This is a genomic window from Gemmatimonadota bacterium (genome assembly GCA_016714015.1).
In the GTDB taxonomy this organism is placed as follows: Bacteria; Gemmatimonadota; Gemmatimonadetes; order Gemmatimonadales; family Gemmatimonadaceae; genus Pseudogemmatithrix.
This window is the reverse complement of sequence record JADJNZ010000004.1, coordinates 328,627-349,016: the sequence shown is the minus strand read 5'-3', so window position 1 is coordinate 349,016 and position 20,390 is coordinate 328,627. Positions and strand designations below refer to the sequence as shown.

The following is a 20,390-nucleotide window of genomic DNA, read 5'->3' as shown; positions in this document are numbered from 1 at the left end:
GGCGGGTCCGGTGACGAGGGCGGGAAACGAGGGGCATCAGCGCTTCCCGAACAGGGCGGCGAGGTTGGTGTTGAGGTCGCGCTCGAAGTCCTCCGCGAGCGCGGGCGGGGCGTCCTCGTCGGCCGGCGCCGACGCGGCGAGCGCGGCGTGCAGTTCGTCGAGGTAGAGCTGAACGATACCGAGGGAGCTCTCCCGGTCGAAGACCGAGAGGAGCAGCAGCACCCCGTCGCCGACGTGGAGCTGGGCGAGATGCATCTGCCGCGCCGCGCCGGCGTAGTGCAGCCCGCGGAACGGCGCGCCGTCGATCATCGTGCCGAGCGAGTCGGCGGTGGCGTTGATCGCCGCGGAGAGGGCGCAGGCCGTCTGGACGTCCATCCGGCTCTGGAACCCATGCTGCGCCAGCACCTGCCCGCTCCGGTGCATGAGCACCGTGAACTGCAGGCGGGCATCGTCCACATACCGCTTCAAGGGGCCGTCCGCCCAGCCCACCATCACCGAGTGGCGGATCACAGGCCCTCCGCCGCGCGCACGAGTTCGACGCGCAGGAGCCCGACGTTCACGCGCGGCTCGGCCACCGCCACGATCACGAGCCCGTTCCGCCCCGCCGCCATGACGCGGCCGCGCTCGGCCTCGAGCTCGAAGTAGGTCACGGCGCCGAAGCCGGCCGACTCGGCGGCGCGCGCCGCCTTGCGGTAGAGCGACGCGGTGAGCGCCGCGAAGGCCGAGGTGCTCACGCCCACGTGCGCCGTGCCGTCGACGAGGATGCCGTCCTCGTCCGCCACGACGAGGCAGGCCTGCACGCCGCGGTGGCGCGTGACGGCGGCGATGAGCGGGGCGAACTGGCTCATCAGCCCTCCCCCAGCCACTGCCGCGCGACCGTCAGGCAGCGTTCGAGGGTGCGCCGCACGAAGCCGAGCGGCACCTCCTTCGACGCGGCGACGAGCACCGCGCCCTTGTCGGTCGGGGCCATCTCGATCGTCGCCGCCTCGGTCTCGATCACCATGCGGTGCCAGAGCCCGAGCTTGAAGTGGCGCATGGCGCGCTCGGCCTCCTCGCCCACGCCGCTGAGGTGCGCGCCCAGCTCGCTGCCGAGGTCGCGCCCCTCGCCGGTCACGTAGCTCCCCGCCGCGACGAGTCCGTCGCTGTCGAGCAGGAGGGCGACCTGCTTGCTGTCCTCCAGCACATGATCGAAGAGCCGGCCCGGCTCATCGCCGTGCGGATCATTCCCGACGCCCTCATCACCGGTCGCGACCGGCGCCGCGGGGTTGGACGCGCGGAGCGTGGACGGATGCGCGACGTACGCCGACGCGCGCGGCCCGGGCTCGGCGTTGACGGGTGTGATCCCGGCCGCCGCCTCGGCCGAGGCCACCGCCTCGTCGAGGATCGCGTCGGGGCTCGCCGGGGCCGGCGGGGTCGCGGCGAGCGCGGCGGCCGTGCCGGCCGCGTCGCGCTGCGCGATCACGCCGTGCACCGCCTCGAGCGCGGCGCGGACGACGTTGTCGCCCGGGTCCTGGTGCGCCGCGTACGCGAGATGGTCGCGGGCCTCGTCGAGCCGTCCCTGCCGGTAGCGCAGCAGGCCGATGCCGCGATGCGCGGTGGCGAGGGTCGCATCGATGCGCAGCACGTCGCCCCACGCCTCCTCGGCGCGCGGCTCGTCGCCCATCGCCAGGGCGACGCGCGCGACGAGGTCGTGCGCGTCGAGGCGCGCCGGATGCCGCTGCGCCCCGCGTGACGCGACGCGCGCCGCGCGCGCCAGATCACCACGCATGAGCAGCGCCTCGGCCAGCTGCAGGAAGACGAGGCTCGCCGGATCCTTGGCGAGCGTCTCGCTCATGGCGTGGATGTCATCACCGGACATCCGGCACCTCCCGGGCGAGGATGTCGCGCAGCGTCGTCGCCGCGGCGATGGCCTCGCGGATGGCGGCGATCCCCGGGTACTGCGGGACCGACTTGGTGAACTGCGACCAGACGGCGATCCCCTCGCTGAACTCGCCGCGTCGGAAGGCCGAAGCCCCGCGCCGCAACGGCTCGACCGTCATGTCGACCGGCGTGAGCCGCGCATCGACGGGCTTCGGCTCCATGGGCAGCGGCGTCTGCCGCGAGATCCGCTCCGACTGCCGGAGGCGGATCACGCCGGTGCTCACCATCCCGTAGGTGATGCGCGCGACGTCGAACTCGCTCATCGCGAGCGTCGTCGCGATCTCGCGGAGGTCATGGGTCCCGTCGATCATCGAGAGCACTTGCCATTCACTCGGGAGCAGGTCGAGCAGCGGAGGATGGTCCTCGTCGGGCGGCGTGAGGTACGGGACCATCGCGAGGTTCGGCACACGGTCGGCGATGCGCGACCACTCGTCGATCCGGCGCGCGCCCTCCATGAGCAGCGATTCCGTCGGGAAGGCGACCGTCCAGTCGCGCCAATGCCCGTCGTCGATCCCCTCCTGGAAGCGGAAGTGTCCCTCGCGCCAGGACATGAGCTCGAAGACGACCGCCTCGATCTGCAGCCGCACCTGCCGCTCGATCTCCTTGCGCGTGACGAGCCCGAGCGCGACGAGGATCTCGCCGAGCCGCCGGCCGTCGCCGCGCTGTTGCGCCGCCTGCGCGCGCGCCATGTCGGCGTCGGTGAGGCGTCCCGACCGGATGAGCAGGTCGCCCAAGCGGTGCGGGTTGGAGCGGATGTTCGCACTCACGATCTTGCCGTTCTCGAACAGGACCGTCCCCTCGTTGTCCCGGAGTTCCGAGACCACGGTCAGCGTCCCCGTCTTCCGGCTCAGGTCGAGCAGCTGGAAGACGTCGTGGATGCCGAGCTCCTGGAGCGGGCCTTCGATCGCCACTAGCCCTCCCCGCCCTCGAGCCGGTGCTGCACCTTCCGGCTCTCGCGGAAGGCGCGACGCGCCCACTCGCTCTCGGGGGCGAGCATCGCCACGCGCCGCCAGCTCGCGAGCGCCTCGCGGAAGCGCTCCTGCGCGGCGAGGAGCAGCCCCTGATGGAAGATCGCGCCCACGTGCGACTCGTCGAATCGCAGGATGCGCTGGATCGCGACGGCGGCATCCGCCATGCGGCCCTGCTCGAGGAGCAGCTCGCCCAGCGCGAGGAGGCCGGTGAAGCTGTACGGGTCGCGCTCGAGGAACTCCACCAGCAGCACCAGCGCCTCGCGCGGCCGGCTCGTCGCGCGATACACCCCGGCCAGCGCGAGCGTCGCGTCGGCGTAGGTGGGCACCGCGTCGAGCGCGAGCGTGAGCTCGTGCTCGGCCTCGCTGAAGAGCCCGCGCTGCATGAGCAGCTGCGCGAGATCGAAGCGCACGGCCGCGAAGTCCTCGTCGAGCGCCAGCGCGTGCCGGTACGCGGCGATCGCCTCGTCGAGGTCGCCGAGCGCGCGCGTGGTGTTGCCGATGCCGCGCAGGACGTCGGCGCGGTGCGGCGCGACCTCGCGCGCATGCGCGAGCGCCCGGAGCGCGCCGTCCGCGTCCCCCGCCTCGAAGCGCGCACTCGCCAGCAGCAGGAGCGCATCGGCATCGTCCGGCGCGATCGACGCGAGCCCTTCGGCGACGGTCCCCGCCTCCTCGCCGCGCCCGAGCGCGAGCAGCGCCTGCACCTGGCCGCGCAACGCGCCGGCGTGGCCGGCATCGCGCGACCGCGCTTCCTCGAAGCGCTCGAGCGCGTCGCCCCACGCGCCCTGCCGTCCGAGCGCCTCGCCGAGGAGCACGTTCCCGGTCACCGCATCGGCGCCGCGCGCGAGCGCGCGCCGCGTCTCGGCCATCGCGCGGTCGGTGAGCCCCTTGGAGAGGAAGTCCGCGGCGAGGCGATAGGGATCGCTCTCGAGCGGCAGCGGCGCCGCCTCGGGGGGCGGCGCGAGCTCGGTGAAGAGCGAGTCGAGCAGCGTCGGATCGAAGGTGAAGGTGTCCACCTCCTCCGTGAGCCGGTGCTCGCCGCCGAGGTCGGGGACCACCGAGAGGTCGGGGTCCTCGTACTCGAGGTCGATCGCGAGCGAGAACTTCTGCGGCACGTAGTACGGGTCGAGCTCGAGTGCGAGCTTGGTCTCGCGCAGCGCGCCGTCGAAGTCGCCGAGGTTGGAGAGCGTGAAGCTGAGGTTGTAGTGCGCCTCGGCGAACTCGGGCTTGGCCTGGATGGCGCGCGCGAACGCCGTACGCGCATCCTCGAACTTGCGCAGCTCGGCCAGCACCATGCCCACGCCGTTCCAGGCCGTCGCGTTCTCGGGCGCCGACTCCAGCACCTGCCGGTACGCCTCGAGCGCGAGCTGGTAGCGCCGGTGCCGCGTGAGCAGCAGCGCGAGGTTCAGCCGCGCCTTCACGAAGTGCGGATCGCTCTTGAGCGCCGAGCGGAAGGCGTCGATCGCGTCGTCGGCCTGCCCGGCGTGGAAGTAGGCGACGCCGAGGTTGTTGCGCGCGAGCGCGTACCGCGGCTCCACCTCGAGCGCGTGGTGGTAGCTCGCCGCCGCCTCGAGATGCTGCCCCGCCTGGTGCAGCGCCACGCCGCGCTCGTTCCAGAGCTTCGGACTGTCGGGCCGGTCGGCGAGCAGCGTGTCGTACAGCTCGATCGCCGGCTTGGGATCCTTCTGGATCAGGTGCAGCTCGGCCATCGCCTGCATCACGAGCTGGCGGTCCTCGCCCCGCTCGAGCGCGTTCTGGTAGGCCTTCATCGCCTCGGCGATGTAGCCCTGCTGCCGGTAGGCGAGCCCCAGCGCGTACTGCGCGAGCGGCTCCCCTTCGGCGATGGCCATCTGCTGCTGCGAGCGGCGCGCCTGCCGGCCGGGGAGCAGCGCCTCGTACTTCTTGGGGTCGTACTGGTCGAGCGAGAGGTTCGCCTGCGCGCGCTTGAGCGACGGATTGAGGTGCACCGCGCGCTTGCTGGCCTCCCCCGCCTCGGCGTGCTGGCCGAGGTCGCCGAGCACGAACGAGAGCAGGAAGTGCGCGTCGGGGTTGTCCGGGTTGAGCTGGATCGCCCGCCGGAGCGCGGCGAGGGCCTCCTCGGTCGCGCCCTGATTGTAGAGCGCCTCGCCGACGTAGAGGTGCAGGATCGAGCTGTGCGGATCGACCTGGAGCGCGCGACGGAACCAGAGGAGCGCATCGCCCAGCCGGCCGCTCGCCTTCTCGGAGAGGCCCAGCTGGATCATCGCCGCGACATCGTTCGGCCGCGCCTGGAGGATCGCGCGGAACTCCGGGAGCGCATCCTCGTGCTGGCCGAGCAGCGCGAAGGCGCGGCCGAGGTCCCATCGGGCGTCGCGGTCCTCGGGGCGCTGGCGGATCCGTTCGCGCAGCTCGCTCACCCGCTGGTCGTAGTACCCGGTGTTGAAGTACGCGACCTCGAGGTTGCGCTGCGCGACCTGCATCTTGGGGTCGAGCTCGAGCGCCTGCGTGAAGCAGGCGACGGCCTCCTGGTAGAGCCCCTTGTTGAAGTAGAGGACGCCCAGGTTGTTGTGCGCCCCCGCATCGGACGGATCGATGCGCCGCGCGAAACCGCGCAGGACGTCGCGGTCCCGTTCCGAGATGCGGGTGACGGCGGGCTCGGTCACGCGACCCGGATGGTCTGGAGGATGCGGCGCAGGCTCGCCGGGTCGGGGAGGAGCAGGAAGAACCCGCGGAGGCGCTCCTGCGCCTCCTGCAGGTGGAACTCGCTCTCCACGCACATGAGGTGCGTCGCGCCCTGCGCGCTCTCGACGTACGTCGACGAGAGCACCGCATCGCTCATGTCCACCGCGAGGCTCGGCGGCGACGGGAGGAGCGTCATCCCCATGAAGTCGGCGAGGGCGTTGAGGTAGGCGGCGCTGAGGATGTTCCCCGCCTCGCGAATCGCCGACTCCTCGATGGCGCCGAGGGCGGTGACCGTCTTCCGCATCATGAGCCCCGCCACGCGGAGCGCGATGGGGTGCGGGAAGACGAGCAGCGTGAGGCCCGTGAGGTCCCCTTCCATGCGCATCAGCACCGCCGCCACCGGCTCCTCCGGCGCGGCGATCTGGTTCGGGATCTCGTCGAGCGCCGCCACCGTGAGGCGCGGCACGCTGATCATGATCTGCTGGCCGGTCATCGTCGAGAGCGCGGTGGCCGCGTGGCCGGCGCCCATGTTCGCCACCTCGCGCAGCGCGTCGAGCTGGCGCGGCGTGAGCGCGCGGAGGTCCTCCCCGGTCGGCGTGGTCACAGGAGGCTCCCCACGTCCACGATGAGTGCCGGTGCGCCATCCGCCAGGATCGTCGCGCCGCTGAAGAGCGAGGCGCCATCACGCACCGCGTCGAACGACTTCACCACGATGTCCTCCTGTCCGGTGAGCTCATCCACCACGAGACCGGCCCGGCGGTCGCCGCGCTCGATCACCACGATCTCCTCCAGCCCCGCCCCCGCGCCCGACAGCTGCACCACGTCGCGCAGGCGGAGGATCGGGAGCACCTCGTCCCGCAGCACGAAGACCTCCTTCCCCTGCACCTGCGTGATCGTCGTCGGGCGACGCTCCATCGTCTCGCGCACATGCGTGAGCGGCAGCGCGTAGCGCTCGTCCCCCACGCGCGCGAGCAACGCCCGCACGATCGCCAGCGTCACCGGCAGCCGGATCGTCACCGACGTCCCCTTCCCCGGCTCGGTCTCGATGCCGAGCGACCCGCCGAGCGCGCGCACGCGGCTCTGCACCGCGTCGATCCCCACGCCGCGCCCCGAGACCTCGGTCACCTGCTCCTTCGTCGAGAAGCCCGGGTGCGCGATGCACATCATGAGCGCCGCATCGTCCAGCCGCGACGTGCCGGCCTCGACGAGCCCGAGCTCGAGCGCCCGCTGCAGCACGCGCGCGCGGTCGATCCCCTTGCCGTCGTCGCGCACCGTGATGAGCACCGCTGACCGGTCACGCGCCGCGGCGAGCGTGAGCATGCCGCCCCGCGGCTTGCCCTGCGCCTCGCGCGTCTCCGGGGCCTCGAGCCCATGGTCGATCGCATTGCGGAGCAGGTGCACCACCGGCTCGCCGAGCTCGTCGAGCACCGAGCGGTCGAGCTCGATCTCCTTGCCCTCGACGACGAAGGCGATCTCCTTGCCGAGCTGCCGCGCCAGGTCGCGCACGAGCCGCGGGAAGCGGTCGAAGATCTGCCCCACCGGCACGAGGCGGCTCGTCATGATCTCCGTCTGCAGCTCGGTCACGAGGCGCGAGGCATCGGTGACCGCCTCGTGCAGCGCCGGTTCGGGCAGGCCGCGCACGAGGGCCTGCAAGCGTCCGCGCACGATCACGAGCTCGCCGATGAGGTTCAGGAGCGTGTCGAGGCGCGAGAGCTCGATGCGCACATGGCGCGTCCGCTGCACCGGCGACGCCCGTTCGGCCGTCGTGAGCAGCTCGTCGGCGAGCACGTCGCTCGCGCGGCGCCCGAACGCGGCCCCCTGGTCCGACGCGCGGCGCGCCAGCGGCGCGCCCGCTCCCGGCAGCGGCGGCGGCACCGGGATCACCGGCACGGCGGCCGGCGTCGCGCGCCGCTCGATGGTCACCGACTCCACGTCGCCCGCGCCGCGCACCGCCTGCTCCAGCGCCGAGCTGTCCGCCGCGGTCCGCAGCGTGACCGTGATGCGCTGCGGCACCGTGGCCGCCTGCAACACCTCGACCGCGGGCTCGCAGGCGGTCACCTCGCCGAGCGCGCGCAGGCGCTGCACGACCATGAAGCCGCGCACGCCGGGCAGCAGCGCACTGCTCGCCTGTCCGACGCGCACCACGACCGTCTGCCGCGCCGCATCCGCCTCGGCATCGCTCGTCGTCGCCTCGGGTGCGGTGCCCGGCGCGAGCGGGGGCGTCACGGGCTCCGGCGCGATGCCCGGCACCTGGAACTCGGACGTCACGCGGAACACGTCGCTCTTGCGGAAAACACGGAACTCCGACGTCGAACGCCCGCCGGCGAGATCGTGCAGGCGCTCGATGACCTTGTGCATCGCCGGCGTCATCGGCGCGTCCTCCTGCGCCTGCTCGATCCCGTCCTCGAGGGCATCGGCGGCGGCGAAGAAGGTGTCCATGAGCTCCGTGGAGAGCATCTGCTCGCCCGAGCGCACCTTGTCGAGCAGCGACTCGAGCTCATGCGAGAACTCCGCGACGCCCGTGTAGCCCATCGTCGCGCTCATCCCCTTGATCGTGTGCACGCCGCGGAAGATCGCGTCCACCGGCTCGCGCGCCGCCTCACCCTGCTCGAGCGAGAGCAGGGCGCCGTTGATCGCCGAGAGCTGGTCACGGCTCTCGGTGCGGAAGAGGTCGGCGTAGCGGGAGCGATCCACGAAGGGGCGGCGGGCTGGGGACGGAGTGCGGGACGCGGGGCCGGCCGGTCAGCCGAGGACGCGTTGCACCGCCTCCAGCACCCGGCTCGGCTGGAAGGGCTTCACGACGAAGTCCTTCGCCCCGGCCTGGATCGCCTCGACGACGAGGCTCTGCTGCCCCATCGCGCTGCACATCAGCACCTTCGCGTTCGGGTCGAAGCGCGTGATCTCGCGCACCGCGTCGATGCCGCCCATGTCCGGCATGACGATGTCCATCGTCACGAGGTCCGGTCGCAGCTGCTTGTACTTGTCCACCGCCTGCGAGCCGGTCTCGGCCTCGCCGACGATCTCGAATCCCGCCTGCTGCAGGATGTCGCCGACCATCGTGCGCATGAAGATCGCGTCATCACAGATCAGAACCGTCGGAGCCACGTTCCCCCCATCAGCAGTTGGAGTGCCAGATCACGCCGTCGCGAGCACCGTCCGGCAGAGTTCCGCGGCATCGACCAGCGCCGCCGGACCGTCTGCCAGCCGCACCATCCCCATCACCAGCCCATCGGCCGCACGCGCGGCCTCCACCGGTTCGACCGTCGCCTCCTCGGCGTTGGCCACCACGCGGACGCGGTCCACCCGTGCCCCGAGCGTCCGCGCCTCCACGTCTAGGACGACTATCGACGCCGCATCTCCCGCGCGGAGCCCGAGCCGCGTCGCCAGGTCGACGACCGTCAGCACTGTCCCGCGCAGGTTGAGCAGCCCCAGCACCCACTCCGGCGACCCCGGCAGGCGGGTGACCGCACGAGCGGGCACGATCTCCCGGATGGCCGCGAGCTCCCAGGCGAAACGCTGCCCCCCGGCCTCGACGACGAGGTACCGGGGTGCCGCACTCTCACCCGTTCGCTCTATAGAAGCCAAGGTACTCCAGTGGATCTGGGTGGGCAAACCAATCGGGCTCACCCGCCGCGGTCGCGAGCGATCGCTTGAGGTCGTCAGGCAGCGGCGAGCGAAGGTCCATGAGGACCCCCGACACCGGGTGAGTAAAGACGAGCCAGGCGGCATGAAGGAAATGCCGCTTGGGCGGGAGCCCGACGAGCCGGCGGCCGCCCCCTCCCCCGTAAGTGTCGTCACCCACGACCGGATGCCCGATCGAGGCCAGGTGGACGCGGATCTGGTGGGTGCGGCCGGTGTGCAGGTGGGCCCGGAGGAGGTCGGCGGAGTCGAAGCGCGCCAGACGCTCGAAATCGGTCCGCGCCGTCCGTCCTTCGGGCCGGACCGCCACCCGCGTGCGGTCGTTCGGGTCGCGCCCGAGCGGCTTGTCGACGGAGATACGATCCTGGTCGAGGTGCCCCCACGCGAGACAGGCGTACCGTCGGGTGATCCGCCGGGCGGCGAGCGCGGCGCTCAGCGTGCGGTGCGCCCGGTCGGTCTTGGCCACGATGAGGAGTCCCGACGTCTCCTTGTCGAGCCGGTGCACGAGTCCGGCGCGCTCGGGACCGCCGCCGGCCGCGAGCCCCTGGCCGCGCCCCATGAGCGCGTTCACGAGCGTCCCCGTCCAGTTCCCCGGCGCGGGGTGCACCACCATCCCCGCGGGCTTGTCGACGACGACGATCTCCTCGTCCTCGTACGCGATGCGCACGTCGATCCGCTCCGCGACGATCTCGCGCCCGGGCGGCGGCGTGATGGTGACCGACAAGGTCTCGTCCGGCTCGCAGCGGAAGCTCGCGCGCTCGGTGCGGCCGCTGACGGTGACCTTGCCGGTGGCGATGAGCGTCGCCGCCTGCGTGCGCGAGAGGCCGGTGAGCCGCGCGACCGCGAGGTCGAGCCGCTCGCCGGCGACGTCGTCGGTCGGGAAGGTGTGCGCGCCGGGACCGAGCGGCCCGGTCACGCGGGCGGCTCGTGCGCGGGCGCGCTGGTCGCCGGCCGCTCGTCCTCGTGCCAGAGCACGATGGCGAGGAGGATCGCCCCCGTGCTCACCGCGACGTCGGCGACGTTGAACGTCGGCCAGCGCGTCGCCCCGACGCCGACGTCGAGGAAGTCGACCACGCCCCGCGGCGAGTGGATGCGATCGACGAGGTTGCCCGCGGCACCGCCGCTCACGAGTGCGAGCGCCCAGGTGCGCCACGGCGCCCCCGCCGGTCCGGTCCGGAAGAGCCGCCACATGACGACGAGCGCGCCGACGGTCAGCGCGAGGAAGATCCAGCGCGACCAGGGCCCCAGATGGAGGCCGAAGGCCGCGCCCGGGTTGTAGACGAGCGTGAGTCGCACCCACTCCCCGAGCACCGGGTGCGGCACGTAGGCCGGCGTGAGCCGGTCCACCGCGAGCATCTTCGTGAACTGGTCCACGAGGACGATCACCGCCGCGATGCCTGCGAATCGCGACGGCGCCATCCGCCAGGCGTCACTTCTTTCCATCTTCCTCACGCTGCTTGCACTCGATGCAGTACCGCGCGTGCGGGAGCGCGTCGAGGCGGTCGAACCCGACCTCGCCGCCGCAGTTGTGGCACTTCCCGAACTCCTCCGGGTGCCGATAGAGCCGCCGGAGCGCCTGGTCGACGTGCCACAGGAAGCGCCCTTCCTTGCTCGCGAAGAGGAACGCCTTCTCGCGCTCCATCGCGTCGGTGCCCTGGTCGGCCATGTGGAACGAGTACGCGCTCAGGTCGCCGTCGGCGCCCTGCGGGGTGTTCCCGAAGGTCTCGTCGTAGTGCCCGAGCTCCTTCAGCACGCGCCGCCGCTCCTCCATCAGCCGCTTCTCGAAGTACTGGATCTGCTTCTTCGGGAAGGGCTTGAACTTCTTCTCGCCACCGGGCGTCGGGGTCGACGGCATCTTCAACTGTCCTTGGAAAGGGCGATGTGGACCACGGGCCCGTCGAGCTCCACCTCGACGGTCGCGGCCCACGCGGGGGATGGGAGCTCCGCCTCCATGCGGCACTCCCGAGCCAGCACCTCGCCTGCGATCCACTCCGCGTGGATGCGCAGCGCGTCGAGCACCTCCACCGGGCCGGCGATCACCAACCGGATCCGGTCACTCACCGCGAGCCCGCTCTCCTTGCGGAGGCGCTGCACGCGGCTCACCACCTCGCGCGCCATCCCTTCGGCGCGGAGCGCCGGCGTCACCGCCGGGTCGAGCGCGACGGACATCCCGTCGCCCTGCTGCACCACCAGCGCCGTCGCCGCCTTCGCGGTGATCGCGACGCGGGTCGCATCGAGCATCAGCGCGCCATGGCCCGGCACCTCCACCTCGACGGAGCCGCCGCCCTCGATCGTGCGCAGCTGCGCCTGCGAGAGCCCCTCGACGATCGGCTTGGTGGCCTTCATCGCCGGTCCGACGATCTTGCCGAGCACGGGGAAGTTCGCCTTCCCCTCGAGCCGCACCCAGTCCGCGGCGCTGTCGGCGAAGGTCACCTGCTTCACATTGAGCTCGGCGGCGACGAGCGGGGCGATCATCGCGTGCCACGACGCGGCCACCCCCGGCGCGACACAGGTGAGGGCACCGAGCGGCTGCCGCACCTTGATGCCCGCCGCCTCACGCGCCGCGCGCCCGAGGGTCGCGAGCGTGCGCGCGGTCGCCATCGCCTGCTCCAACGCCGCATCGGCCGTCGGCCAGCCGCCCTCCGCCCGCTGGCGCCGGAACGGCGCCAGATGCACCGACCCGCCGGTGAGCTCGACGTGCATCCAGTCGCTCACGAAGGGCGCGAAGGGTGCGAGCAGGCGGCAGGTGACGACCAGCACCTCGTGCAACGTCGCGAAGGCCGCGCGGTTGTCCGCGCCCGTCGTCTCGTAGAAGCGCGACCGCGAGAGCCGCACGTACCAGTTGGCGACGTCCTCGCTCACGAAGTCCATGAGCACGCGCGCCGCCGCCGTGGCGTCGAAGCGCGTGAGGATCGCATCGACCTCGGCCTCCACCGACACGAGCCGCGACAGGATCCAGCGGTCGAGCACCGGGCGATCCGCCGGCGCCGGGTCGGCCGCGCTCGGCGACCACCCGAAGTTCGCATACTGCGCGAAGATCCCCGAGTAGACGTTCCGCAACGTGACGAGGAACCGTCCCGCCGTCTCGCGGATCACCGCCTCGTCGAACCGCCGCGGCACCCACACCTGCGAGCTCGCCATGAGGAAGAGCCGCACCGCATCGGCGCCATGCCGTTCCATCACCGCGCGCGGATCGACCGTGTTGCCGCGCGACTTGGACATCTTCTGCCCGTTCGCGTCGAGCACGAGGTCGTTGACCACGACCGCACGATAGGGTGCCGCGACGGCCGCCGTGCCCCCTTCCGCCTTCGACCGTGCACTCCCCTGACCCGGCAGCGCATCGCCCAACCCGGTCGCGATCGCGAGCAGCGAATAGAACCATCCGCGTGTCTGGTCCACGCCCTCGGCGATGAACTCCGCGGGATAGTAGCGCGCGAGCTTCTCGGCGCTCCCCGCCTGATGCGGATAGCCCCACTGCGCGAACGGCATCGAGCCCGAGTCGAACCAGGTGTCGATCACCTCGCTCACGCGGCGCATCGTCCCCGTCCCGCTCGGCGCGGGCCAGGTGTACTGGTCGATGTGCGGCTTGTGCGGGTCGAAATCCGCGGGCAGCGGCGCGCCCACCTTGGTCGCGAGCTCCGCGAACGACCCGATGACCTCGAGCTCGGTCGGATCCGCGTCGTTGACCCAGACCGGCAGCGGCGTGCCCCAATACCGGTCGCGCGAGATCGCCCAGTCGATGTTGTTCTCCAGCCACGACCCGAAGCGTCCCGCCCCCACCTCCGGCGGGTTCCAGTCCACCGCCGCGTTGCGCGCCAGCATCTCGTCCTTGTACGCGGTCGTGCGCACGAACCAGGACGAGCGGGCGTAGTACAGCAACGGCGTGCCGCACCGCCAGCAGTGCGGATAGCTGTGCACGAACTTCTGCGCCTTCCAGAGCTGGTCGCGCCGCGTCAGCTCCTCGATGATGAGCGGATCGGCATCCTTCACGAAGCGGCCGCCCACGAGCGGCATCTCCGCGGGGAACTCGCCGCGCGCGTTCACCGGGTTCACGAACGCCAGGTCGTGGCGCTTCCCCGCCGCGTAGTCGTCCGCGCCGAACGCCGGCGCCATGTGCACGACGCCCGAACCGTCCTCGGCGGACACGAACTCCTCGCCGACGATGACCTCGGTGTTCCCCTCGGCCGGATACGCGATCCAGTCGAGCGGACGCTTGTAGCGCTTCCCGACGAGGTCCGCGCCCTTCATGGTCGCCACGACGTCCCAACGCTCGGTGTAGTCGTTGCCGAGGACTGCTCCCGCGCGCGCGTCGGCGAGCAGGATCGTCCAGTCGGTCACGTTCTTCTTGCGCAGTTCGACGTAGGTGAGCTCGGGATGCACCGCGAGCGCGACGTTGGAGACGAGGGTCCACGGGGTCGTGGTCCAGACGATGATGCGGCGACGAACGGCGGACGAAGGCCGAAGGCTCGAGGAGGAAGGTCCACCACCTTCATCCTTCATCCTTCCGCCTTCATCCAGGTCAAGCGCCACGTAGACCGACGGATCCTCGACATCCTCGTACCCCTGCGCGACCTCGTGCGACGAGAGCGCCGTCCCGCAACGCGCGCAGTACGGCAGGATCTTGTGCCCGAGGTAAAGCAGCTGTTTGGCGTGGAGCGTCTTGAGCGCCCACCACACCGACTCGACGTACGCGTTGCTGTAGGTGACGTACGGATCGGCGTAGTCGAGCCAGTAGCCCATCCGCTCGCTCACCTGCTCCCAGTCCCCCTTGTACGTCCACACCGATTCGCGGCAGCGGCGATTGAACTCCGCCACGCCGACGCGCTCGATGTCCTGCTTCCCCGAGATCCCGAGCTGCTTCTCGACCTCGATCTCGACCGGCAGGCCATGCGTGTCCCACCCCGCCTTCCGCGGCACGTGGTACCCGAGCATCGCGCGGTGACGGCAGAAGAGGTCCTTCACCGTGCGCGCGAAGACGTGATGGATGCCCGGCTTCCCGTTGGCGGTCGGCGGCCCCTCGTAGAACGTCCACGCGGGCGCGTCGGCGCGCAGCGCCTGCGACGCCGCGAAGACGCCGTCCCGCGTCCAGCGCTCCATCACCTCGCGCTCAAGGGCGTCGCCCGTGAGGTCGCTCGGCAGCTGGCGGTAGCGCTCCGTCGTGCGGGTCTCCGTCACATCGTCTCCAGCACGCCCTGCACGAGCGCGGTCAGGTGCGGTTCGGCTCGCGCGGCGACGGCGAGGATCTTGTCGAGCGACGCCTCCTCGAGCGCGTCGGGGAGGCACTGGTCGGTGATGATCGAGCAGCCGAGCACGCGCATTCCCGCGTGCCGCGCCACGATCACCTCGGGCACCGTGCTCATCCCCACGACATCAGCGCCCATCGCGCGCAGCATCCGGTACTCGGCGCGCGTCTCGAGGTTCGGGCCCTGCACGGCGACGTAGACCCCCTCGCGCACGGTGAAGCCCTGCGCGCGCGCGACCGCCTTGGCCGCGTCGCGCAGCGCGACGTCATAGACCGTCGACATGTCCGGGAAGCGCGGGCCGAGCGACGCGTCGTTCGGCCCGATCAGCGGGTTGTCGCCGAGCAGGTTGATGTGGTCGGCGATGAGCATGAGGTCGCCCGGCGCCCAGAGCGGGTGCATGCCGCCGCACGCGTTGCTGACGATGAGGGTCCCCGCCCCGAGCGCGCGCATCACGCGCACGGGGAAGGTCGCCTGCTGGAGCGTGTAGCCTTCGTAGCGATGGAATCGCCCCTGCATGGCGACCACGCGCCGGCCGCCGAGCGTGCCGAGCAGGAGGCGCCCGTGATGCGACTCGACGGTCGAGATCGGGAAGCCCGGGATCTCGTCGTACGCGATCGCCGTCTCGACGGCCATCGCCCGCGCGAGCCCGCCGAGGCCGGTGCCGAGGATGATCGCGACCTCCGGCACGAGCGCGGAGCGCGCACGCACGGCACGCACCGCCGCCTCGATCGCCGCGGGGGTGTGGAGCTCCATGCCGGCCACGCGTCCGCTCATCCGCTTACACGCCCTCGCCGAAGCCGGGCTGCTGCGCGAAGGCCGCGGCCTCGGCCAGGTGCCGCTCGGCGGTCGCGCGCATCTGCGCGAGGTAGGTGCGTCGCGCATGCTCCAGGCGATCGAGGTCGTGCTTGAGCACCGCGAGCTCGGCGCGCCCCGCCTCGAGCACCCGCGCCGATTCGGCACGAGCCTCGTCGAGGAGCCGTTCGGCCTTCGCCTGCGCCTCCTGCACGATGAGATCGGCCTCGCGCGAGGCCTGCTCCTTCATGTCGCCGCGCAGCTGCTGCGCGCTGACCAGCGCCTCGTTGAGCGCGCGATCGCGCTCGCGGAAGGCCCGGAGCTGCTCGTGGAAGTTGCGCGCCTTCTCATCGAGATCCTGGTTGGCGCGCATGAGCCGTTCCATCTCGTCGGCGACCTGGACCTTGAACTGGTCCACGCGCGCGCGGTCGTAGCCGCGCATGACGGTCTGGAACTCGTAGCGGCGGACATCGACCGCCGTGAGGTGGAATGCGTCGTCCTGTTCCATCGTTTCAGCTCCTTGCGCCGAAGAGGATCGTGCCCAGCCGCACCAGCGTCGCCCCTTCCTCGACCGCCACTTCGTAGTCGCCCGACATCCCCATCGAGAGTTCCGTCGCCGGATGGCCCGCCGCGCGCAGCACCGCCGCGCAGTCCCGCGCGCCAGCGAACACCGTCCGGAGCGCCCGCTCCTCCGCGTCGAACGGCGCCATCGTCATCACGCCACGCACGCGCAGGGACGGCATCGCCGCCAACCGCTCGGCGAGGGCCGGCACCTGCGCCGGCGTGTAGCCGCCCTTGGAGTCCTCGCCCGAGATGTTCACCTGCACGAGCACCTCGAGCACCTGCGATGACTTCACCGCGACCGCTCGTGCCGCGTCGACCAACCCATCCCGATCGAGCGCGTGGAACAGCGCGAACCGCGGCAACGCCTTCGCCTTGTTCGTCTGGAGGTGCCCGATGAGGTGCCACCGGACCCCGCCCTTCGTGCACGCGGCGTCGACGAGCGCGTCCATCTTCGTCGCCGCCTCCTGCACCTTGTTCTCGCCGACGTCGGTGATCCCGGCGGCCCACGCGGCCTCGACGGCCTCCGGTCCGTGGGTCTTGGTGACGGCGATCAAACGGACCTCCTGCCCCTGACCTCCACGCGCCCGCGCCTCCGCGATCCGTCCACGGACCTCAGCGACGCGAGCGAGCAGGTCTGGAAAAGCCATAACAATCGAAATTACCGGGAGTGGAGTCCATACGGTAGAGGAAGGCTCAAGGTCGAAGGAGGAACGACGGAAGCGATGCGGGGGCAGGGAACAAGTCCCCGCCCCCGCATCGCCGTGCACATTCATCCTTCACCCTTCAGCGTTGATCCTCAGGCCGGTGTCGGCTCCGGTCCCGCGAGCGGGGGCAGCACCCGCGTCGGCTCCGGGCGCAGCACCGGCGCGGCGGGCACGAGCGGCGCCGTCGTCGGCGGATCGATCCGCGGGGGCAGCGTCTCGCCCTTCTCGAGGATCGCGATGTCCTCGCGCGTGAGCGTCTCGCGCTCGAGCAGCGCGGTGGCGATGCTGTCGAGCAGCGGGCGATGCGCGGTGAGCGTGTCCATCGCGCGGTTGTACGCCTCGTTGATCACGCGCGCCACCTCGTCGTCCACCTGCTGCGCGGTCCGCTCCGAGACCTGCCGACGGCTCGTGAGCTGCTGGCCCAGGAAGACCTCCTGCTCGTTGTCGCCCACGAGGATCGGGCCGATCGCATCGGAGAGGCCCCACTGCGACACGTAGCGCCGCGCGATCCCCGTCGCCTGCTGGATGTCGCTCGCCGCCCCGGTCGTCACGTGGTCGCGCCCGAAGATCATCTCCTCGGCCACGCGCCCGCCGTACGCCATCACGAGCCGCGCCTCGAGCTGCTCGCGCGTCACCGACACGCGATCGTCCTCGGGGAGCGTGAACGCCAGGCCCAGCGCGCGGCCACGCGGCACGATGGTCACCTTGTGCAGCGGGTCGTTGCCCTTCACGCGGATCGCGCAGACCGCATGGCCCGCCTCGTGGAACGCCGTGAGCCGGCGCTCCTCCTCGCGCATCACGAGCGACTTGCGCTCGGCGCCGAGCATGACGCGGTCCTTCGCGTTCTCGAAATCCACCATGTAGATCTTGTCGTGATTGTTGCGGGCCGCGAGCAGCGCCGCCTCGTTCACGAGGTTCGCCAGGTCGGCACCCGCCATCCCCGGCGTGCCGCGCGCGAGGCGGTGGATGTCCACGTCCTCCGCGAGCGGCTTGTTGCGCACGTGCACCTTGAGGATCCCCTCGCGACCGCGGAGGTCGGGGGAATCCACCACGATCTGGCGGTCGAAGCGGCCCGGGCGCAGGAGCGCCGGGTCGAGCACGTCCGGGCGGTTGGTCGCGGCGATCAGGATCACGCCGTCGTTCGACTCGAACCCGTCCATCTCGACGAGCAGCTGGTTGAGCGTCTGCTCGCGCTCGTCGTGCCCGCCGCCGAGACCGGCACCGCGGTGACGGCCCACCGCGTCGATCTCGTCGATGAAGATGATGCAGGGCGCACTCGCCTTGCCCTGCTCGAAGAGGTCACGCACGCGCGAGGCGCCGACGCCGACGAACATCTCGACGAAGTCGGAGCCCGACATGGAGAAGAACGGGCGCCCCGCCTCGCCGGCGACGGCCTTGGCGAGCAGCGTCTTGCCGGTGCCCGGCGGACCGACGAGCAGCGCGCCCTTGGGCAGGCGGCCGCCGAGCTTGGTGAACTTCTGAGGGTCCTTCAGGAACTCGATGATCTCGCGGAGCTCGACCTTCGCTTCGTCCGCGCCCGCCACGTCGGCGAAGGTGATCTTGGGCGTGTCGCCCGAGAGCAGCTTCGCCTTCGACTTGCCGAACGAGAAGGCCTTGTTCCCGCCGGCCTGCATCTGCCGGAAGAGGAAGATCCAGATGCCGAGGATGAGGACCCAGGGGAGCAGCGAGACGAGCACGGCGACCAGGCTCGGCCGCGGCTCCTGCGCCTTGAGCACGACGCCCTTGGCCTCGAGCCGCTTCATGTCCTCGGGGTTGTTCGCGATCGGCAACAGCGTCTTGAAGCCCTTGACCTCGCGGCCACGGACGAGGAAGCGGTTGCGGAACTCGCCGACGATCTCCTTGCCGCCGATCACCGTCACCTTGGAGATGTTGCCGGCGTCGAGCTGCTGGTAGTAGACCGACGCGTCGACCTCGACGACCGCCTCGCTCCCCTTCATCGCGTACTGGATGAGCACGATGGGGATGAGGAACGCGATCAGCCAGAACGAGAGCGTCCGCGAGAACTTGCCGAAGCCACCGGGCTTCTGCGGGGTGTTGGGCGTGGCCATGCGTCTCCTTACTGCAGGCTCGCCACGTACGGGACATGGCGGAAATCCTCCGCATGGTCCAATCCGTAGCCGACGAGGAATTCATGAGGGGCATCGAACCCGATGAACTTCGTCGGGTGATGCAGTTCAGTGGCGATGTGCTTGTGCAGCAGCGCGCAGATCTCCAGCGAGCGCGGCTGCCGTTCCCGGAGCAGGTCCATGAGCTTCTGCAACGTCCGCCCCGAGTCCACGATGTCCTCGACGAGGAGGATGTGCTTCCCCGCGAGGGAGGTGTTCGGGTCGTAGACGAGCTTCACGTGCCCCGAGCTCACCGTGGCGTCCCCGTACGACGAGGCCACGAGGAAGTCCACATGGAGCGGACGCTCGATGTGGCGCACGAGGTCGGACAGGAAGATGAAGCTCCCCTTGAGGAGCCCGAGCACGAGGAGGTCGCCGTCCGGATAGGCGGCGGTGATCTCCCGGCCGAGTTCCTGCACTCGGCGGGCGATGGTCTCCTCGTCGAAGGCGATGCGCTTGACGGCGCGCCCCTTCAGCCGCGGGTCGGCGACAGGAACGGTCATTGCTCCAATATATAGTCGGGAACGGGCGCCGTCGTTCCCGACGCGCGCACCACGAACGTGGACGCCGTCCGGACGATGCGCGCGTCACCGGCGAGCGGGATGCCCTGCCCCGTCCGCGCGCGCGGTGCCCATGCCGCGGCGCGCGCGATGCCGCGACGGTCCATCACCACGCCCACGCGCGCCGCGACCGCCGGCCACAGCACCGCCCACTCGTCCGCCCCACAGGACGCGAACGGCGCGACCGGGACGATGACGCTGTCCGGAGCGATCCGCTGCACGCCGGCGTCGACGAGCAACTCGTCCATCCGCGCCCGCCACTCCGCCGCGCGCTCCCCGAGCTGCCAGCACCAGTCGGCGAAGCCCGGCCGCGCCCGCTCGAGGGCGGGGAGGAGTTCGTGACGCACCCGGTTCCGCTGGAATGTCGGCTCGGCGTTGGTGGGGTCCTCAAGCCAGGGCACTCCGGCTTCCGCGGCGTACGCGTGCACGCTCGCGCGCGGGACCTCGAGCAGCGGCCGCACGCGCGCCCGTCCCTCGAGCGCCCGCGCGGACGCGCGCATGCCCGCGAGCCCGCGCGGACCGGCCTCGCGCAGCAGCCGCTGCACCACCGTCTCGATCTCGTCGTCGCGCGTGTGCGCGGTGACGACGGCGGCATCGAGCTCCTCGGCCCATGCATCAAGGAACCGGTGTCGCGCCGCGCGCCAGGCCGCCTCGGTTCGGGCCACGGCGCGCGCAGCGGAGCCCGAGACGGCGCGCACGCCGAGCCGCTCCGACTCCCGCATGACCAGGTCGACGGCGCGCCGGGCGGGCAGGCCGCTCCCGTGGTCGAAGGTGGCGACCGCCGCGATCTCCCCCGGACGGCCGGTGGCCATCGCATGGAGGAGCGCCATGGAGTCTCGGCCGCCCGAGACCGCGAGCAACCATCGCCCGCCGGGAAGCGCGGCGATGGCATCCGGGACCCGCTCGCGAACCCCCCGTTCCCTTTGCGCGTTCACGTCCTTAAGATACCCTGCGTACGGCCATCGACCCACCGCAACCCGCACGGAGCACAGCAGATGGAACACCAGATCGGCGGTCCGCTCGGTACCCTCATCGCCGGACTTGGCATGGGCGCGTACTACATCGGGCTCACCTGGATCAACATGCTGCTCGGCATCGTGCTGACGCCCTTCTTCCTCATCCCGATCACGTGGGTGCAGGATGCGATGGCGAAGAAGAAGGAACAGTCCGCGGCCTGAGTCCCCCGGCTCGATGGCCCCACGGGAGGTGACGC

The 20,390-nt window shown here is 71.3% G+C and carries 20 protein-coding genes; 1 reads left to right on the top strand and 19 read right to left on the bottom strand.

The genetic code is table 11. The features are described 5' to 3' along the window. Nucleotides 1-36: 36 nt before the first annotated feature. The 19 genes from IPJ78_08750 to tilS all read right to left on the bottom strand — a co-directional run bounded on the left by IPJ78_08750 (nucleotide 37) and on the right by tilS (nucleotide 20,007). Nucleotides 37-510 carry a hypothetical protein gene (locus IPJ78_08750; GenBank protein ID MBK7906642.1) on the bottom strand — a complete coding sequence of 158 codons (474 nt, stop codon included), beginning with the start codon at nucleotides 508-510 and terminating at the stop codon, nucleotides 37-39. Beyond that, nucleotides 507-848, bottom strand: a complete 342-nt coding sequence (locus IPJ78_08745; protein MBK7906641.1) for a roadblock/LC7 domain-containing protein — start codon at nucleotides 846-848, stop codon at nucleotides 507-509. The genes IPJ78_08750 and IPJ78_08745 overlap by 4 nt, the downstream gene beginning before the upstream one ends. Continuing rightward, nucleotides 848-1,858, bottom strand: a complete 1,011-nt coding sequence (locus IPJ78_08740) for a roadblock/LC7 domain-containing protein (protein MBK7906640.1) — start codon at nucleotides 1,856-1,858, stop codon at nucleotides 848-850. Before IPJ78_08740 ends, IPJ78_08745 begins: the two co-directional genes overlap by 1 nt. Continuing rightward, on the bottom strand, nucleotides 1,848-2,831 hold the full coding sequence (locus IPJ78_08735) for a DUF4388 domain-containing protein (GenBank protein ID MBK7906639.1): 984 nt from the start codon (nucleotides 2,829-2,831) through the stop codon (nucleotides 1,848-1,850). The genes IPJ78_08740 and IPJ78_08735 overlap by 11 nt, the downstream gene beginning before the upstream one ends. Next, the gene (locus IPJ78_08730) at nucleotides 2,831-5,530 is read right to left on the bottom strand and encodes a tetratricopeptide repeat protein (protein MBK7906638.1); all 2,700 of its coding nucleotides are present in this window, start codon (nucleotides 5,528-5,530) and stop codon (nucleotides 2,831-2,833) included. The genes IPJ78_08735 and IPJ78_08730 overlap by 1 nt, the downstream gene beginning before the upstream one ends. Continuing rightward, a complete protein-coding gene (locus IPJ78_08725) occupies nucleotides 5,527-6,153 on the bottom strand; it encodes a chemotaxis protein CheC (protein ID MBK7906637.1) in 627 nt (208 codons plus the stop codon). Before IPJ78_08725 ends, IPJ78_08730 begins: the two co-directional genes overlap by 4 nt. Further along, nucleotides 6,150-8,243 carry a chemotaxis protein CheA gene (locus tag IPJ78_08720; protein MBK7906636.1) on the bottom strand — a complete coding sequence of 698 codons (2,094 nt, stop codon included), beginning with the start codon at nucleotides 8,241-8,243 and terminating at the stop codon, nucleotides 6,150-6,152. The genes IPJ78_08725 and IPJ78_08720 overlap by 4 nt, the downstream gene beginning before the upstream one ends. A 48-nt stretch (nucleotides 8,244-8,291) precedes the next feature. Then, nucleotides 8,292-8,654 carry a response regulator gene (locus IPJ78_08715; GenBank protein MBK7906635.1) on the bottom strand — a complete coding sequence of 121 codons (363 nt, stop codon included), beginning with the start codon at nucleotides 8,652-8,654 and terminating at the stop codon, nucleotides 8,292-8,294. A 30-nt stretch (nucleotides 8,655-8,684) separates the two neighbouring features. Then, nucleotides 8,685-9,134 carry a chemotaxis protein CheW gene (locus IPJ78_08710; GenBank protein MBK7906634.1) on the bottom strand — a complete coding sequence of 150 codons (450 nt, stop codon included), beginning with the start codon at nucleotides 9,132-9,134 and terminating at the stop codon, nucleotides 8,685-8,687. Beyond that, entirely contained in the window at nucleotides 9,109-10,104 is a 996-nt protein-coding gene (locus tag IPJ78_08705) for an RluA family pseudouridine synthase (protein ID MBK7906633.1), read from the bottom strand. The genes IPJ78_08710 and IPJ78_08705 overlap by 26 nt, the downstream gene beginning before the upstream one ends. Then, on the bottom strand, nucleotides 10,101-10,607 hold the full coding sequence (lspA, locus tag IPJ78_08700; protein ID MBK7906632.1) for a signal peptidase II: 507 nt from the start codon (nucleotides 10,605-10,607) through the stop codon (nucleotides 10,101-10,103). Before lspA ends, IPJ78_08705 begins: the two co-directional genes overlap by 4 nt. A gap of 10 nt (nucleotides 10,608-10,617) precedes the next feature. Beyond that, complete coding sequence (locus tag IPJ78_08695; GenBank protein ID MBK7906631.1) at nucleotides 10,618-11,043, bottom strand: TraR/DksA C4-type zinc finger protein; 426 nt, start codon at nucleotides 11,041-11,043, stop codon at nucleotides 10,618-10,620. Nucleotides 11,044-11,045: 2 nt separating this feature from the next. Further along, the gene (locus IPJ78_08690) at nucleotides 11,046-14,363 is read right to left on the bottom strand and encodes an isoleucine--tRNA ligase (protein ID MBK7906630.1); all 3,318 of its coding nucleotides are present in this window, start codon (nucleotides 14,361-14,363) and stop codon (nucleotides 11,046-11,048) included. Further along, on the bottom strand, nucleotides 14,360-15,184 hold the full coding sequence (locus tag IPJ78_08685) for a purine-nucleoside phosphorylase (GenBank protein MBK7906629.1): 825 nt from the start codon (nucleotides 15,182-15,184) through the stop codon (nucleotides 14,360-14,362). Before IPJ78_08685 ends, IPJ78_08690 begins: the two co-directional genes overlap by 4 nt. Nucleotides 15,185-15,209: 25 nt before the next feature. Continuing rightward, the gene (locus tag IPJ78_08680) at nucleotides 15,210-15,731 is read right to left on the bottom strand and encodes a DivIVA domain-containing protein (protein MBK7906628.1); all 522 of its coding nucleotides are present in this window, start codon (nucleotides 15,729-15,731) and stop codon (nucleotides 15,210-15,212) included. Between the two features lie 4 nt (nucleotides 15,732-15,735). Further along, on the bottom strand, nucleotides 15,736-16,434 hold the full coding sequence (locus tag IPJ78_08675) for a YggS family pyridoxal phosphate-dependent enzyme (protein MBK7906627.1): 699 nt from the start codon (nucleotides 16,432-16,434) through the stop codon (nucleotides 15,736-15,738). Between the two features lie 149 nt (nucleotides 16,435-16,583). Further along, nucleotides 16,584-18,560 (bottom strand): ATP-dependent zinc metalloprotease FtsH, encoded by a 1,977-nt coding sequence (gene ftsH, locus IPJ78_08670; protein MBK7906626.1) that lies wholly within the window; start codon nucleotides 18,558-18,560, stop codon nucleotides 16,584-16,586. Nucleotides 18,561-18,568: 8 nt separating this feature from the next. Continuing rightward, complete coding sequence (hpt, locus tag IPJ78_08665) at nucleotides 18,569-19,120, bottom strand: hypoxanthine phosphoribosyltransferase (GenBank protein ID MBK7906625.1); 552 nt, start codon at nucleotides 19,118-19,120, stop codon at nucleotides 18,569-18,571. Beyond that, on the bottom strand, nucleotides 19,117-20,007 hold the full coding sequence (gene tilS, locus IPJ78_08660) for a tRNA lysidine(34) synthetase TilS (protein ID MBK7906624.1): 891 nt from the start codon (nucleotides 20,005-20,007) through the stop codon (nucleotides 19,117-19,119). Before tilS ends, hpt begins: the two co-directional genes overlap by 4 nt. Before the next feature lie 165 nt (nucleotides 20,008-20,172). Between tilS and IPJ78_08655 the strand changes: the two genes are divergently transcribed. Then, nucleotides 20,173-20,355: a hypothetical protein gene (locus tag IPJ78_08655; protein ID MBK7906623.1), complete on the top strand. Its 183-nt coding sequence runs from the start codon at nucleotides 20,173-20,175 to the stop codon at nucleotides 20,353-20,355. Nucleotides 20,356-20,390 lie beyond the last annotated feature (35 nt).